Annotated in this window: 11 protein-coding genes; 6 read left to right on the top strand and 5 right to left on the bottom strand. The window is 68.5% G+C overall.

Annotated features, from left to right (window positions below):
• Nucleotides 1-532 precede the first annotated feature (532 nt).
• Complete coding sequence (locus tag ACQHII_RS09200; protein ID WP_427918809.1) at nt 533-2143, bottom strand: MDR family MFS transporter; 1611 nt, start codon at nt 2141-2143, stop codon at nt 533-535.
• A 44-nt stretch (nt 2144-2187) separates the two neighbouring features.
• Nucleotides 2188-2778 (bottom strand): TetR family transcriptional regulator, encoded by a 591-nt coding sequence (locus ACQHII_RS09205; RefSeq protein ID WP_427918810.1) that lies wholly within the window; start codon nt 2776-2778, stop codon nt 2188-2190.
• 175 nt (nt 2779-2953) lie between these two features.
• Here ACQHII_RS09205 and ACQHII_RS09210 point away from each other — a divergent pair, with 175 nt between their 5' ends.
• The 3 genes from ACQHII_RS09210 to ACQHII_RS09220 all read left to right on the top strand — a co-directional run bounded on the left by ACQHII_RS09210 (nt 2954) and on the right by ACQHII_RS09220 (nt 8247).
• Nucleotides 2954-4171 carry a sensor histidine kinase gene (locus tag ACQHII_RS09210; protein ID WP_427918811.1) on the top strand — a complete coding sequence of 406 codons (1218 nt, stop codon included), beginning with the start codon at nt 2954-2956 and terminating at the stop codon, nt 4169-4171.
• On the top strand, nt 4168-4842 hold the full coding sequence (locus ACQHII_RS09215; protein ID WP_427918812.1) for a response regulator: 675 nt from the start codon (nt 4168-4170) through the stop codon (nt 4840-4842). Before ACQHII_RS09210 ends, ACQHII_RS09215 begins: the two co-directional genes overlap by 4 nt.
• 195 nt (nt 4843-5037) lie before the next feature.
• On the top strand, nt 5038-8247 hold the full coding sequence (locus ACQHII_RS09220) for an efflux RND transporter permease subunit (protein ID WP_427918813.1): 3210 nt from the start codon (nt 5038-5040) through the stop codon (nt 8245-8247).
• A 407-nt stretch (nt 8248-8654) separates the two neighbouring features.
• Here the strand turns inward: ACQHII_RS09220 and ACQHII_RS09225 are convergent, their stop codons facing one another.
• Both ACQHII_RS09225 and ACQHII_RS09230 read right to left on the bottom strand, forming a co-directional pair.
• Nucleotides 8655-10280: an MFS transporter gene (locus ACQHII_RS09225; protein ID WP_427918814.1), complete on the bottom strand. Its 1626-nt coding sequence runs from the start codon at nt 10278-10280 to the stop codon at nt 8655-8657.
• 88 nt (nt 10281-10368) lie between these two features.
• Nucleotides 10369-12255 carry an amidohydrolase gene (locus tag ACQHII_RS09230; protein ID WP_427925265.1) on the bottom strand — a complete coding sequence of 629 codons (1887 nt, stop codon included), beginning with the start codon at nt 12253-12255 and terminating at the stop codon, nt 10369-10371.
• A 143-nt stretch (nt 12256-12398) separates the two neighbouring features.
• Between ACQHII_RS09230 and ACQHII_RS09235 the strand changes: the two genes are divergently transcribed.
• The 3 genes from ACQHII_RS09235 to ACQHII_RS09245 all read left to right on the top strand — a co-directional run bounded on the left by ACQHII_RS09235 (nt 12399) and on the right by ACQHII_RS09245 (nt 14979).
• A complete protein-coding gene (locus ACQHII_RS09235) occupies nt 12399-13325 on the top strand; it encodes a LysR family transcriptional regulator (RefSeq protein WP_427918815.1) in 927 nt (308 codons plus the stop codon).
• Nucleotides 13326-13468: 143 nt separating this feature from the next.
• Nucleotides 13469-14206 (top strand): DUF1275 family protein, encoded by a 738-nt coding sequence (locus ACQHII_RS09240; RefSeq protein ID WP_427918816.1) that lies wholly within the window; start codon nt 13469-13471, stop codon nt 14204-14206.
• Nucleotides 14203-14979, top strand: coding sequence for an aquaporin (locus tag ACQHII_RS09245; protein ID WP_427918817.1), 777 nt, complete (start codon nt 14203-14205; stop codon nt 14977-14979). The genes ACQHII_RS09240 and ACQHII_RS09245 overlap by 4 nt, the downstream gene beginning before the upstream one ends.
• A gap of 205 nt (nt 14980-15184) precedes the next feature.
• On the opposite strand, the gene ACQHII_RS09250 is transcribed toward ACQHII_RS09245, so the two are convergent.
• On the bottom strand, nt 15185-16234 hold the full coding sequence (locus ACQHII_RS09250; RefSeq protein ID WP_427918818.1) for a LysR family transcriptional regulator: 1050 nt from the start codon (nt 16232-16234) through the stop codon (nt 15185-15187).
• Nucleotides 16235-16294 lie beyond the last annotated feature (60 nt).

Raw genomic sequence — 16294 nt, forward strand, 5'->3', positions numbered from 1 at the left:
AGGATCTTCGCATTGGGTGATGAATCACTCCCGAGCTGCTGCTGGTCTAGTTGTCACGAGCATCGAGACTGCGGCCACACCGTCGTTCGTCGGCAAGGAGTCAGCTGCTGTGCCCCGCACGAATGGCGTCGCTGCACTCCTCGCCATCGGAAGGGCGCACGCACTCCGCACCCGTGGACCCGCCGGCACGTCGGCGCTCAGCCGTTCGCCCTCCTTCTCGGCGAGAGTCCAACGATCGCGCGAGACCCTGTTCGGCGAGATACCTGACCTCCACGACCGTTGCGCGGCCGTGGAGGAAACCGGGAACGAGAGCGTCGTCCACGTCGCGTCACCGGGCGAGCCGAGAGCCCTCGGCCGAGGACGCGCCAACCACCTACGCGGTCATCGGCCGGCACGCCCTCGGTCCCGCGGTCTACCGGACCAGGGCTACGAACTCGTGGGCCGACTCAAGGAGCTCGTTGCAGGATTCAAGGGCCGCGGCGCCCCCGAAACACGAGCCGCGCCGTCCGCCTACCTGAGATTTACCCCGGCTTCACTTCCGCGTCAGCACGGCTGCTTCACTGCCGTCAGGCCCTGCGCCACCGGCACTTGGAGCTGTCGGATCCGTCTCGGGTCCATTGCCGTCGGCCAGCTTCTTCTCCGGGAGGAGGAAGGCGAGTGCGAGGCCGATGGCGAACAGCGGGGTCATATAACGGAACACCGGGGTGAGGGCCTGCTGGTAGGCGAGGATCACGGCGTCCTGGATCCTGTCCGGAAGGGCATGGACGAGGGCTGGGGTCAGCGAGTTGGTCGACCCCACGACCTTGGCGTCGGCGGTCGAGAGTCGGGTGGCGAGCTGATCGGTGAGGCGGTGTGTGAACACCGCGCCGACCGCGGCAGTACCCAGAGTGGCACCGATCTCGCGGAAGAAGTTGTTGGCGGAGGTCGCGGTGCCGACATCACTCGCCGGGAAGGCGTTCTGGACAGCAAGGACGAGGTTCTGCATGATCAAACCGACGCCCGCGCCCAGCAGGAACACGTATGCGCAGACGACCACGATCGAGGTGCCGGTGTCGAGGGTGGACATCAGCAACGCGGTGACCCCGACGACCGCGGTGCCGAGTATCGGGTAGAGCTTGTAACGGCCGGTCCTGCTGATCAGCCGGCCGGAGGTGAGAGCCGTGGCCATGAGGCCTACGACCATGGGGATGAGCAACAGACCGGACTCGGTCGCACTCTTGCCGTACACCATCTGCAGATACGTCGGCAAATAGCCGATGACCGCGAACATCCCCACACCGATCACGACCATGCCGAGCAGTGTGGCGATATTGAAGATCCGGCTGCGGAACAGCCGCAGAGGGATGATCGGTTCCGCGGCTCGGCTCTGGGCGAACAGGAACAGCACCCATGCGACGACAGCGCCGACAGCAAGGCCGAGGACGAGCGGGTCGGTCCAGGAATAGTCGGTGCCGCCCCAGTCGGCGACAAGCACGGTGCAGGTGACAGCGGTGGCCATCAGGGTGATGCCGAGGTAGTCGACGGAGACCTTGACACTCCGGCGGGGCAGACGCAGCGCGAACGCGGCGACCGCTAGGGCGAGTACGCCCAAGGGCAGGTTGATCCAGAAAGCCCAGCGCCAGCCGATGCCGTCGGTGAACCAACCGCCGAGCAGCGGTCCGGCTACGGAGGCGAGGCCGAAGACGGCACCCATCGGGGCCATGTACTTGGCACGCTGCCGCGGTGGGACCAGGTCCGCGATGATGGCCTGCGCGGTGATCATCAGGCCTCCCCCGCCGAGGCCCTGCACGGCACGACCGACGATCAGAAGGGACATGTCCTGTGCCACGGCTGCGGTCGCGGACCCGGCGACGAACACGGCGATGGCGCCGAGGAAGAGCGCCTTGCGACCCATCAGGTCGCCGAGGCGGCCGTACACGGGCATGGCGATGGTGGCGGCGAGGATGTACGCGGTGGTCACCCAGGCCATGTGATTCACACCGTGCAGTTCGCCGACGATGGTCGGCAGCGCGGTACTGACGATGGTCTGATCGAGTGCGGCCAGCAGCATCGCGGTCATCAGGCCCGCGAATATCAGGCCGAAACGGTGCGGAATCCCGGCTGAGTCCTGCTCCTCCGTCTCCTCCGGGGTCAGTCCGCTCATTACAGCTCCTTAGGTCGTAGAGGATGCGCGGGCCGGGTCGGTGATCAGCCCACGGAAAGGGAGCGCAGCAATTCCAGGGCGCGCTCGACGTACGGGACCGGAGAGTCGTCGTCGCTCTGCGGGGCCACGCGCGACCAGCGCTCCATGCCGGTGCGCACGGCGGTCAGCGCGAGTGCGGCGATCATGCTCGGCAGCTCGTCCTCCGGCCCCTGCCCCATTCGCTGGGCGACCGCCTCGGCGATAGACCTCTCGAAGTCTCCGATGCGGGCGAGCAGCACGGCCTGGACGGGGGGATGACTGTCAGCCAGCGCGAAGACGTCGTGCATCGTCGTGCGCTCAGGTGGGTTGTCGGTCATTTCCCTCACGAGCAGCCCGATCACGCCCTCCAGCACCTCCCCGGGCGAGGCGGGGCCTGCCGCCACGAACTCCGTGGCCAGCGCCGGGGGCACCTCCGCCGGCCCCGGCAACAGGGCTCCCTCCTTGTTCGGGAAGTAGTTGAAGAAGGTACGGGGCGAGATGCCGGCCTCCGCACTGATCATGTCCACGGTGACCTTGTCGAAGCCATGCTTCCTGGTCAGCCGCAGCGCGGCCGTGTGGATCTCACGCCGCGTCTCGCGACGCCGTCGGTCGCGCAAGCCTTCACCCTGGGACGCCATGGACCTATTCTTGCATAGTCTGCAAATATTGCCGACTATGCAAAATATGCAATGGCCGCAATCCTGCCGTGCTTGGATGTACCGCAGCCGCGGTAGGGACGATTGCCGCAGCTGGGTGACGAGTCGCTGTGGTGTCGCCGCCTACGCTGGCGCCATGCGAACCATCGGCCGACGTGGTGGCGCGGCGGTCCGTCGCCGGCTCGGGAAGGTTCGCCTCGTCGGATATGTGGGGTTGACGTCCCTGCTGTCGGCGTGCGGCGATCCGACCCGGTTCCCCCGATGGCCCACGGTGCTGGACATCACCTTCGCGTCCCTGGCCAGCGCCGTGCTGCTCGCCCGCGCACGCAGACCGGTCATGGTGCTCGCGGCGGTCAGCGCCTTGTCCGTGGCCCACCAGGCGGGTGGAGGTCCGTTCTTCCCCTCGCTGCCGCCGCTCATGGTCGCCCTGTACACGGTCGCCCTGTGTTCTGGTCGGCGCCAGGCCTGGACTGCGGCCGCCCTCACCATGACGGCCATGTCCCTGGCGGCCACGTTCTTCCAGCCTGGCCCTCTGCTGGGTCCACAGCGTGTGGGGGCCGTTGCCTGGATGGGGCTGGCCACGGCCGTCGGCGACTCGGTCCGCAACCGTCGTGCCTACGTCCGGGCCCTGGAGGAACGGGCCGAGCGGGCCGAACGGACCCGCGAGGAGGAAGCCGCCCGCCGAGTGGCCGGGGAACGGATGCGGATCGCCAGGGAGTTGCACGATGTCGTCGCGCACGAGCTCACACTGATCAACGCCCAGGCCGGCATCGGAGTCCACGTGGGACGGGACGATCCGGTGCAGATGGCCGATCTCCTCGAAGCCATCAGAGAGGGTTCGAAGGGGGCGCTCGGCGAACTGCGTTCCATCGTGGGGCTCCTGGGCCAGCCCGGGGATCCTGTCGCCCCACGCGAGCCGAGCCCGGGTCTTGGCCGGCTGGAAGACCTCGTGGTCTCCTTCGACCGGGCCGGACTGCAGGTTGACGTCGGCCTTGAGGGACAGGAACGGCCGACACCGTCGGCGGTGGACCTGGCGGCGTACCGGATCATCCAGGAAGCGCTGACCAACGTCCGCAAGCACGCGGGCGTGAACACCGCGGCGGTACGGCTCCGTTACGGCCATGACGTACTGCACGTCACTGTGGAGAACCACGGCAACCCCCTTCGGCGCCCGGGCGAGGGGGGCGGCACGGGACACGGCCTGATCGGCATACGCGAACGCGCGGCCGCGGTAGGCGGGAGCACGGCGACCGGTCCGCGCCCCGGTGGCGGATTCACCGTGCAGGCGTGGCTGCCGTTGACCGCCGCTCGGAGCACGGAACGTGAACGAGTGAGGAACGAGGGAACCCTGTGACGATCCGGGTCCTGCTGGCGGACGACCAGGCCCTGCTGCGCAGCATGCTCAGACGGCTCGTCGACAACACTCCGGGCATGGACGTGGCCGGCGAAGCCGCGGACGGTGCGGAGGCGATCGAGCTCGTACGGGAGAGGGGCGCCGACGTGGTCCTCATGGACATCCGGATGCCCGGAACAGACGGCATCGAGGCCACCAGGGCCATCACCGCGGATCCCGCTCTCGCCGACGTGAAGGTCCTCATCCTGACCACGTTCGAGATCGACGAGTACGTTGCCGAGGCGGTGCGGGCGGGAGCACGGGGTTTCATCGGCAAAGGAGCCGACCCCGAGGATCTGCTGGCCGCGATCGAGACCGTTGCGGCAGGCGAGCCCATGCTGTCGGCGACGGCGACGGCCGCCCTCATGGCACGCTTCCAGACCCATGCCCTGCCCCACTGGGCGAAGGAGACCGAGCGGCTGGCAGAACTCACCCCCAGGGAGCGCGAGGTACTGGTTCTGGTGGCAAGCGGCCTGACCAATGACGGCATCTCCCAGCGTCTCCAGCTGAGCAGACACACCGTCAAGACACACGTCAACCGGGCCATGACCAAAGTTGGCGTCAGCGAGCGCGCACAACTCGTGACGATCGCCTACGAAAGTGGTCTGGTGAAGCCGGGGGACATGCTCTAGGAGTGCATGGGTCTTCGGACGCAGTAAGGCACCACGGGGATAACGCGTCCGCGGTAGGCGGAAAGCACCGCGAGAGGCTGACGACCGTAGGACCGGCTCCGGGACAGGCTGGGGCGCGCCGCCCCAAGGCCAGGCGAATCCGGTCAGGGCGGCTCGTACCACTCCGTGCCGTTCCCAGAAAAGAGACCCGTCTCGATGTCCTGGCTGTCCCGGATCAGTCTTGCCAACCGCAAGTTGGCCGCGCTGATCACGATCATCGTCGTCGCCTTCGGGGCGTACGCCGCCTCGTCACTCAAACAGCAGCTCATCCCCAACATCTCCTTCCCCGCGGTCACCGTGACCGCGACGTATGCGGGGGCCTCGCCACAGGTGGTGGAGGACCAGGTCGTCAAACCGATCGAGGACGCCGTCAAGAGCGTCGACGGGGTAGAGACGGTGACCTCCACATCGCGGCAGGGCTCGGCCTCCGTTCAGCTGCAGTTCGACTACGACGCCGACGTCGACACCAAGACGAACGAGGTCCAGCAGGCTCTGTCGAAGAGCTCGGCGAGCCTGCCCGCTGCCGTCGATCCCCAGGTCCAGGAAGGCAGCAGCGACGACCAGCCGACCATGACGCTGGCCGTCACCTCCGGCGAGGACCAGCAGGACCTGGCGAAGGCACTCGATGACAAGGTGGTGCCCGAGCTCAAGGCCGTCGACGGGGTCAACCAGGCCACGGTCACCGGTGAACGCGATCGGGTCGTCGTCATCACTCCGGACTCCGCCAAGCTCCAGGACGCCGGTCTCACCGTCCAGTCGATCAAGAACGCACTGACCTCCAACAGCTCCGCCTCGCCCGGTGGGTCCGTGAACTCCGACGACAAGTCGCTCAGCATCCAGATCGGCGGTGCCCTGACCTCGGTACAGCAGATCGACGACCTCTGGCTGAGCGCGGACTCCGGCACTGCCGACGCGTCCGGCTCCGGCGGTACACCGTCGAGCGGCGCCGCCTCCACCGGCAGTTCCGTCTCACGGAGCCCTGTCCAGCTGAAGGACGTGGCGACGGTCAAGTTGAAGGACACCGATGCCACCACGCTGACCAGGACCAACGGCAAGGAGAGCCTCGGCATCTCCATCACGATGGATCAGAACGGCAGCTCGTCCTCCATCTCCCAGGACGTCCGAGGGAAGCTGACGGGTCTGGAGAGGAACCTGGGCCATGATGCCCGGATCACCGTCGTCTCCGACAACGGCCCGCAGGTGCGGCAGTCCGTCGTCGGCCTGTTCGAGGAGGGTCTGCTCGGGCTGCTGATGGCGGTCGTCGTCATCGTCCTCTTCCTGCGTTCCGTCCGCTCCACCCTGGTCACAGCCGTCTCGATCCCGCTCTCCCTCCTGATCGCGCTGATCGCGCTGTGGATGAAGGACTACTCGCTGAACGTCCTGACGCTCGGAGGTCTCACCCTGGCGGTCGGCCGGGTCGTCGACGACTCGATCGTGGTCCTGGAGAACATCAAACGACACCTCGGCTACGGCGAGGACAAACGCACCGCCATCCTCAGCGCGGTGCGCGAGGTGTCCACCGCGGTCACCCTCTCCACCCTCACCACAGTGGCGGTGTTCGTCCCCATAGCGCTGGTCAGCGGACTCGTCGGGGAGCTGTTCGGGCCGTTCTCGGTCACCGTCGTGGCGGCCATGCTCGCATCATTGCTGGTGTCCCTCACCCTCGTGCCCGCGCTCGCCTACTGGTTCCTCAAACCCCCGAAGGAGGCAGCGGGCGTCGACCCGGAAGAGTTCCGCAGGAAGGTCGAGGAAGAGGAGCGAAGCGGTGTGCTGCAGCGGGCGTACGTCCCCGTCATCGACTGGGCCGTCGGCCACCGCAAGTCGGTCCTCGGCATCGCGGCCGTCCTGCTCGTCTTCACCTTCAGCCTGACCGCCGGCCTCAAGACCAGCTTCCTCGGCGACTCCGGCTCGGACTCCGTGAGCATCACCCAGACCCTGCCCGAAGGCACCAGTCTGCAGGCCACGGATGCGGCGGCGAAGAAGGTCGAGAAGGTCATATCCGCTGTCGCCGGAGTCGACTCATACCAGGTGACCATCGGTTCCTCGGGCGGTTTCGCCGTCATGGGCGGCGGCAGCAGCGCCAACAGCGCGTCCTACAGCATCGCCCTCAAGGACAGCGCCGACTCCTCCGCGGTCGAGGACACGCTGCGGGACAGGCTCGACGACCTCAAGGGCGCTGGAGACCTGACGGTCGGCTCCAACACCGGCTTCGGGTCCAACAACGACATCGAGGTCGACGTCAAGTCCGACGACGACACCAACCTCAAGACAGCCACGGACGAGATCGAGAACGCGCTCAAGGGCCTCAAGGAGGTCACGGACGTCAGCAGCGACCTCTCCACCCAGTCACCACAGATCGCCATCCGGGCCAAGGGTGAGGCAGCCGCATCGCACGGCCTGACCGAGACAAGCATCGCCTCGGCCGTCAGTGAGGCCGTCCAGGGCAGCACCATCACGCAGATCACCGCCGACGGCTCGGCACGCGACGTACTCGTCAAGACCACTTCCGCCACGCCGAACAGCGTCAGCAGCCTCAAGGCTCTGATGATCTCGACATCGCAGGGAGACGTCCGGCTGGACAAGGTCGCCACAGTCACCCAGACCGAGGCTCCGACGAAGCGTCAGCGGGTCGACGGCTCCGGGTCGGCCTCCGTCACAGCCACTCCGGTCGGCGACAGCACCGGCACCGCGAGTACGAAGGTGCAGCAGGCGGTCGACAAGCTGAAGCTGCCGTCCGGCGTGACGTACGAGATGGGCGGCGTGACAGCCAATCAGGGTGACGCCTTCAGTCAGCTCGCTCTGGCGATCCTGGCCGCGATCGCGATCGTCTTCCTGTTGCTCGTCGGGGTCTTCCGCAGCATCCGCCAGACGCTGGTGCTGCTGGTCTCCATCCCGTTCGCCTTCACCGGCGCGTTCGCCCTGTTGCGCATCACCAACACCCCGCTCGGCGTGGCTGCGTTGATCGGCATGCTGATGCTCATCGGGATCGTGGTCACCAACGCCATCGTGCTGATGGACCTCGTCAACCAGTACCGAGCCCAGGGGATGAGCATTCAGGAGGCGGTCCGTGAGGGCGGCCGCCGCAGGCTCCGACCCATCCTGATGACCGCACTCGCGACCATCTTCGCGCTCCTGCCGATGGCTCTCGGCATCACCGACTCGGGCGGCTTCATCTCCACACCGCTCGCCGTGGTGGTCATCGGCGGCCTCTTCAGCTCCACCCTGCTCACGCTGGTCCTCATCCCGACCCTCTACACGATGGTCGAGACCCGGCGCGAGCGCCGCGCACAACGCCGTTCCCGCCGGGCTGGAGGTACGAAGGTTCCAGCGGCTACGGGCGATCCCACGCTGCAACCCCAGCCATAGACGGCTCCTCGCAGAACACCGTGTCCTGCGGTCCTGGTCCGCCAGGCCGCAGGACACGCCTGTCCATGGGGCGAGTCACGGTCGTTCTGCCGGTTACACCGGGATGAGGCCCGCACATGCGGACGGCCACCGGCTGGTCTTCGAAGGAGCGGAGTCTGAAGGAGATCACCACGATGACCGCACCCGGCAGTCCGCTCCTGCGCGCCCTCGCCGAGAACAACCTCGCCACAGCACGACCCGGTCTGCTGCGCGCGGTGGTCAAGACCTTCACCAACGCCCTCACGTCTGCACAGGCCGAAGCCCACTGCAACGCAGAGTACGTCGAGGTACAAGGCATTTCTCCACGACCCCGGGACGCGCCTCTTGCTGTCCGACAGGCGACCGCACCGCCACGCCTGTCACAAGCCCTACTCCGGTCCGGCCACCACAGGCCCGGCAGAAGCATCGAATGCGTGAGTCACCTCGGGCCGGGTTCCGGGCAGCAGGAGAGCGCGGGCGCGTTCCTCGAAGGCTCGGTCGGTGGCGGTGAGGCGCCCATGGTGCTGGGCGAGGTGTTCCGCCCAGGAACCCACCAGGTAGTTCTCGATGAACCGGCCGGGTTCGTTTCCGTCCTCGAAAAGCCCCCACGTGAGCGCGCCGGTCCGGCGTCGGGAACGGGCGACGTGCTCCGTGGCATCGACGAATGCGACCCGGTCGCCCGGCGCGACTCGGTAGACCACGGAGACCAGCACCGGCCCGTCGTTCGGCCCCGGCTCGAAGACCAGGGGCGGGGTGGGCCAGTGGTCGGAGGGGGTGGGGTCGATGCCCTCCATGCCGTACAGCCGCCAGCGCGCCAAGGTGGCCGCGCTCACCAGCATCAGAACCCCACCCGTGAGCAAGGCGGCCGTCAGGCCCAGCCACTGCACGAGCGCACCCCCCAGCGGGGCAGCGACCGCCTGGCCGCCCTGGAAGACCAACAGATAGAAGGCCAGTCCGCGGGCCCTGACCCAGCCGGGCAGTCGCGTCTGCACCGCGGCATTGAGGGTGGACAGGACACTGATCCAGGCCACTCCCGCGGGCAGCAGCGCAAGCACCGCGACCCAGGTGACATGGACGATGGCGAGGACCACCAGCACGAGAGCGATTCCAAGGGCACCAGCACCCAACATGCCGTTGATGCCGAGGAGTTGGCGCAGGCGCGGCAGCGCGACGGCTCCGGCCACCGCGCCCACGCCGACCGCTGCGAGCAGCAGACCGTAACCTCCGGAACCCAGGCCGAGGGAGTCGGCGGCGATGAGCGGAAGCAGGGACCACAGGGCAGCCGCTCCGGGGATGAACAAGGCGGTGCGCAGCAGAACGCGCCGGATGCCGGGGGCGTTCCAGACGTAGCGGCGACCCGCGTACAGCGCCGTGCGCAGACGCTCCCGCTCAGCGGCGGGCACGGCCGTCTTCGGGCGGCGCCAGAAAACCAGTACGGCCGCGATACCCAGGAACGACATGGCGTTGAAGGCGAAGACCCAGCCCGCGCCGGCCACGGCGACCACAACGCCGCCCAGTGCCGGGCCGACCGCGCGGGCGAGGTTCATGTTCACCGCGCCCAGCGCGGATGCCTGCCCCAGTTGCTCTCGCTCCACCAGTTCCGGCTGGATGGCCTGCCACGACGGCCCCATCAGAGCGGTGCCGCAGCCGAGCAGGAAGGTGAGTGCGAGCAAGGGCACGGGTGACAGGGTGTTCTCGAAGGCCAGGGCGGTGAGTACGGCGGAGACCGCGAACATCGCGAACTGCGCCGCCAACAGCAGCCCCCGCCGATCGAACCGGTCAGCGAGAACGCCTGAGGGCAGGGCCAGCAGCACGATGGGCAGGCTCGACGCGGTCTGGACGAGTGTGACCATGGTCGCTCCGTGCCCGAGGAGCAGCCACTGCGCGCCGACTGTCTGCATCCACGTACCTGTGTTGGACACGAACTGGGCGATCCACAGGGCCCGGAAAACCGGAGCGGCCAGCGGCGCCCAGGCCGAGGCGGAACGGGTCGGACTCGAGGTGCTGACACTCATACGGTTGCTCCCGGTCCATGCAAGGGATCAAGGACGTTCGCATGCCCGAAGGATGCTCCTGACAAAGGCGTGCGGCTGAGGACGTACGTCAGAAGCAGCCGTCCAGCGGGTCGAGCACGCCGCCGAGTTGCCGCGGTACGCGGTCGAATTCGCCGCGGCGTTCGCGCCAGGCGCGCTGTTCCTCGGAGTCGGCGGCGGCCTCGGTGAAGGCATGGGCCTGCCGCGCACCCGAGCCGCCGTCACGGGCGAAGCCGCCGAAGCGGGCGACCGGGCTCCAGGCCGGGCTGATCTCCGGCAGCGGGGCGGCGATGCCCTCGTACTCCCCGGCCGCGTACACGATCTTGCCGCCGGCCACGGTGAGCAGGGCCTCGATGCGGTCGATGTCCTCGTCGGCCACGGAGAAGTAGTCGGCGGACAGGACCACAAGGTCGCCGTACTTGCCCTCGGTGATGGTGCCCTTGACGTCGGCCTCGCCGGTGAGGTGGGCGCCCGCGCTGGTGTACATCTCCAGTGCGGTGGCGCGGTCGACGCGGTTCTCGATCGGGTAGAGGAGGGTGTCACCGATGGTGCGGCCGGTGACCAGCCACGCCAGTGACAGCCAGGGGTTGTAGCTGGAGACGCGGGTGGCGTCCGTGCCGGCAGCGACCAGCAGGCCGGTGTCGCGCATGGCGCGGATCGGGGGTGCGGTCGCGGCGCGCTCGGCGCCGTAGCGGTCGATGAACGCCTTGCCCTGGAACATCATCCGGTTCTGCACGGAGACGGCTCCGCCCAGGGCCTTGATCCGGTCCAGGCTCTCCTGGCCGACGGTCTCGGCGTGGTCGAACAGCCAGCGCGTCCCGGGCGGGAAGCCCCCGTCCGCGGCGATCTTCTCGAAGACGTCGAGGTCCTGGCGAATGGTCTCGTCGTAGGTGGCGTGGAGGCGGAAGCCCCAGCCGTTGCCGAGCAGCAGGCGAGCCGCCGCCTCCAGTTCGTCCTTGGCGCGGGCAGTGAGTTCGGGGCGGGGTTCGGCGAAGTTCTCGAAGTCGGCCGGGGACCAGGCGAGGTTTTCGCCGGCGCCGTTGCAGCGCAGCCATGCGTCGCCGTCGCCGGGGCTGACCATGCCGATCCAGCGGCGCAGGTCGTCGAGTTCCTGTCCCGCGGTCTGCGGGAAGAGGTGGTAGGCGATACGGACCGTGAGTTCGCCGCGCTCGGCGAGTTCGGTGACGGCCGCGTAGTTGTCGGGGAAGTTCTGGAAACCGCCGGCGGCGTCGATGGCGCTGGTGATGCCGAAGCGGTTCAGTTCGCGCAAGTAGTGGCGGGTGGAGCCGAGTTGGTCCTCGGGGGCGAGGACGGGGCCCTTGGCGAGGGTGGAGTAGAGCAGTCCGGCGGCGGGCGCGGCGAGCAGGACGCCGGTGGGGTTGCCGGCGAAGTCGCGGACGATCTCACCGCCGGGCGGGTTCGGCGAGTCACGCGTGAAGCCGACGGCCTCCAGCGCGGCCCGGTTGAGGATCGCCGACTGGTACAAGTGCAGCACGAACACAGGGGTGTCGGGGGCGGCGGCGTTCAGCTCGGAGACGGTCGGCAGGCGCTTCTCCGCGAACTGCTCGCCGGTCCACCCGCCGACGACACGAACCCACTGCCCCTTCGGCGTGCGCTCGGCCTGCTCGCGGAGCATCCGCAGCGCGGTGCGCAGCGACCGTACGCCGTCCCACCGCAGTTCCAGCAGATAGTTGAGGCCTCCTCGGATGACGTGCAGGTGGGAGTCGTTGAGGCCGGGGATCACACGTCGGCCGAGCGCGTCGACGACGCGGGTGGCAGGGCCTATGTGCGGGGCCACGGTCGAGTCGTCGCCCACGGCGGTGAACACCCCGTCGGTGATGGCCACGGCGGACACCGCCGGGCGCACAGGGTCACCGGTGTGGATACGGGCGTTGCGGACGACGAGCTCGGCGGGGTGCTGGACCCCGTCGTACGGGCGTATGCCACCCACGGGCATGGTGCTGCTGGACAAGAGGGGCTCCTTGACGCGGAAGCGGAAAATGGTCGTCGGGCGACTCCTCGACGCTAGGTCTGCCACAATGAATCGGTCCAACACATGATTTCGCTCGAATCAATCGATACAAGAGATCGGCTGGTGGGATGGACCTGCGGCATCTGAAGTACTTCCTCGCCGTCGCCGAAACCCGCAATTTCACGCAGGCCGCGGCCATTTGCTACGTCGCCCAGTCCGCCCTCAGCCAACAGGTCGCCCGCCTGGAGAAGGACGTGGGCGCCCAGCTGTTCAGCCGCACCAGCCGTTCCGTACGGCTCACGGCCGCCGGGGAACTCCTCGAACCACTGGCCCGCCGCATCCTCGCCGACGTCGACAACGCCCAGGCCGCCCTCGACGCCCTGTCCGGGCTACGGCGCGGGCGACTGCGCCTCGGCCTCGTCCAGACCCGCGCCTCCTCGGTCGACCTGGTCGAGGTGATGGCCGACTATCACGCCCGCTACCCGGGCATCGACTTCCACGTGACCAACGCACCGAGTTCGGAGATGGCCGCCGCGGTCCTGGCCGGAGACCTCGACATCGCGATCGTCGGCCTCGGCCCGCGACAGATCCCGGACGGACTCGACCATCGCGTCCTGGCCAGCGACCCACTCGTGCTGATCGTGCCCGCGGACCACCCTCTCGCCGACCGGGAAGTGGCCGACCTCGCCGACCTGCCGGAGAGCCACCAGCTCATCCAGTTCACCCAGGGCAGCGGACTGCGCCGCCAGGTCGAGGCCGCCTTCGCCCGCGCCGGAGTGGAAGCGGGTCAGCACTTCCAGGTCGGCCAGATCCACGACATGATCCGACTGGCCGCACGGGGCATCGGCGTGACGGTCGTACCGCGCTCGTCCATCATCGATGGTGGCTCCGTTGCGGGTGCGGCCCCCGAGGCCCGCCTCCCCTTCGGCGCTCGCGCGCTCCGCCTCGCGGACGACGCCGCCGTCCACATCGTCTGCGCGGTCCACGACAGCAGGCGGCTAGCCCCGGCCGCAGCGGCGTTCCTCGACGTGACGGAACGACACACCACGAAATAACGATCGGCATTACCGATCACTGAACCCGTATCCACATGTTGGACGGAACGCTCGCTCGGGCCGGAGACTGAACACCGGTTCCCGGCAGCCGCGCACCTGCGGGGAACCGCCCTGCTCCCCTGCCTGCGATTCGGAGTACCGCCATGCCTGCCGCGCTACGGGACGCCTGGGCCACCGTCGTCCCCGACATGAAGGACCGCCACGGCCCGCTTCCCCCGCTCATGCTCACCCTGACGGTGGTGACCGGCCTCGTGGACGCGTTCAGCTACCTGGTCCTGGGCCACGTCTTCGTGGCCAACATGACCGGCAACGTCGTCTTCTCCGGCTTCGCGATCGCCGGCGCGCCCGGCTTCTCCCTCACCGCGTCGCTCGCGGCACTCGCCGCGTTCGCCACGGGCGCTCTGTTCGGCGGCCGCCTCGCGCACAGTGCCCGCGCCCACCGTGGCCGGGTACTGCACCTGGCCATGCTGCTGGAGACCGCTCTGGTCCTGGCGGCGTACATCGTCGCCGCGGCCTCCGACATGCCGAACGCCGGCACCGCCCGGTACGCCCTGATCGCGCTCCTCGGTCTTGCCATGGGCGTACAGAACGCCGCGGCCCGCGCCCTGGCCGTACCCGACCTGACCACGACCGTCCTGACGCTCACCATCACCGGCGTCGCCGCGGACAGCCGCGCCGCAGGCGGGGCGGGCGGCAAGACGGGCCGCCGCTCGCTCTCGGCGGCGGCCATGTTCACCGGCGGCCTCGTCGGAGCGATCGTCGTCCTGCATGGCGGCAACCCGGCTCTACCCCTGCTGTTCGCCACGCTGCTCCTGGCAGCGGCCACGGTCACCACGTTCACGCTGACCCGCTCCGACGCCACCTGGACGCAACCGCTATGACCACGAACCCCGTCCAGGCGGCCCCCAGCATCCGGCGGCACACACGAGAGCCCTCCCGGAGGGGCATTCTCCGCTCCGCGCTCCTCGAACTCGCCCTGACCACGCTCATGATGTTCGTCGTGGTCACCACGGTCCGCTGGCTGATGGGCACCCTCGCCCCAGGCGCCGACGGCTGGTGGAACACCCCCGAGGGCAGACTGCTTGCCCTCGCCCCTGTCTCCGGCTACACCATCACCGCCGTCATGCTCTCGCCCTGGGGCAGAGTGACCGGCGGCCACGTCAACCCGGCCATCACCCTGGCGATGTGGCGCTACGGTCGAACGCCGGGCAGTGCCGTCGCCCCTTTCATGGCCGGGCAGTTGGTGGGCTCGGTCCTCGGGGTCGCGGTCGGCCGGCTGGTGTGGGGACCGGTGATCGGCGCCCCGGCCGTGAACTACGCCGCCGTCCAACCGGCCGCGGGCTGGTCCTGGGCCGCCGTCGCCGCCGCCGAGGCCGGCACGATGTTCGTCATCGTCGCCATTGCCGGCATCGGTGTTTCCAGCAGCAGACTCGGCCCGTTCACCCCCTGGGCGGTGGGCACCATGATCGCCGCTCAGATCATCGCCTTCGGTAGCCTCTCCGGCGGAGTCGCCAACCCTGCCCGTGAGTTCGGCCCCGCCCTGTTCTCGGGCGCCTTCTCACTCCTGCCGGCCTATCTCCTCGCCCCGCTCGCGGGAGCGTACGCCGCGACCTTCGTGATCCGGCGGATCGGGACCCGCCGTCGAAATGCGTAACAGCCACCTCTGGCCTGGCACCTCGTCAGAACCGGCGTGAGATGAGCCGACGAGACGACCTCGCGGGCCTTCCATGACCTCACCGTTCTGATGCGGCCGTCGGCACCGTAGGCGGACGCCATTGGGGCCGAGGCCCGCCACAGAACGGGCTTGGACTTCCTCGCGAAGGTCTTCTTCCAGCCAGCCACGTCGGATATGGACGGCATCACCGATTCGCTGCCGATACACCCCCCACAGGAACAGGCAGCGGGATCGCGTTTCCCGCGACCTTCGAGTCATGGCTCCAGCGGACCTCTGGGGTAGCGTCATCCGAAGCTGCGCGTCCGACGCGGACGAGGAGTTCGATGAACTCGCGGATGACCGGGCGTTGTTCGTCGCCCGGGCGGACCACGATCGCGGTGGCCCGTACCAGCGGCATCCCGTCGATCTCGACGATCGCGAGACGGCCCTCCTTCAGCTCGTCTCCGATGGCGGGCCCGGAGAGCACTGTGATCGCGGAGCCGCTGACGGCCGCCTGCTTCATCACGTCGAGGCTCTGGGATTCGATGTCGACGCGCAGCCTGGCACCCGCCTTGAGCGCCCACCTCTCCACGAGCTGCCGCGACCGCATGGACGCGACGTAGGTGGCGAAGGGGTAGGCCCCCAGCGCACCGGCCCGTTCCCCGACCGGGATGCGGAGAATCTCATGGCCGGGCGCGGCCACCAGGTGCAGCTTCTCGTCCATGAGGGCGACCGTGCTGAGCTGCGGATCTGCGGGTACGCGGTAGAACCCCAGGTCGGCGGCGCCGCTCTTCACCATTCCAAGGCTTTCGCTGCGCGATCCCGCCTGGGTGACGCGCAGTTGCCGGTGCGGGAACCGCGCGCGTAGCAGGGGGAGGAGCCGGATGATGAAGTACTGGATGCTGTCCGATGGAGCGGTGATGCTCAACGTGGTCTCGGCATCGCCGCCGTCGTCCTGCGCTATGTCGGCGTGCAGTTCGTCCAAGACGCCCATCGCCCGGTCGCAGAAGGCCAGGAACGCTCGGCCGACGTCGGTGAGAGTGACTCCGATACCGGAATGCCGGTCGAAAATGGGTGATCCCAGGATGTGCTCGATGTGATGGACCCGCTGGGAAACGGCCGGCTGGCTCAGGCAAAGGATCTTGGCCGCTTCGCGGAACGATCCGGCACTTGCCACCGTCCGGACCGCGAACAGGTGATCGAATGACAGGCCGCGCAGCAACTGCTGGCGGTGGGGACCTGAGCTCTCGGTCATTGTCGCCCTCCTGGCCGAAAGACTACGTGGTCCTTGTCGATCAGACGAGCCTGGTTCACG

The organism is Streptomyces sp. cg40, from assembly GCF_050320165.1.
In the GTDB taxonomy this organism is placed as follows: domain Bacteria; phylum Actinomycetota; class Actinomycetes; order Streptomycetales; family Streptomycetaceae; genus Streptomyces; species Streptomyces hokutonensis.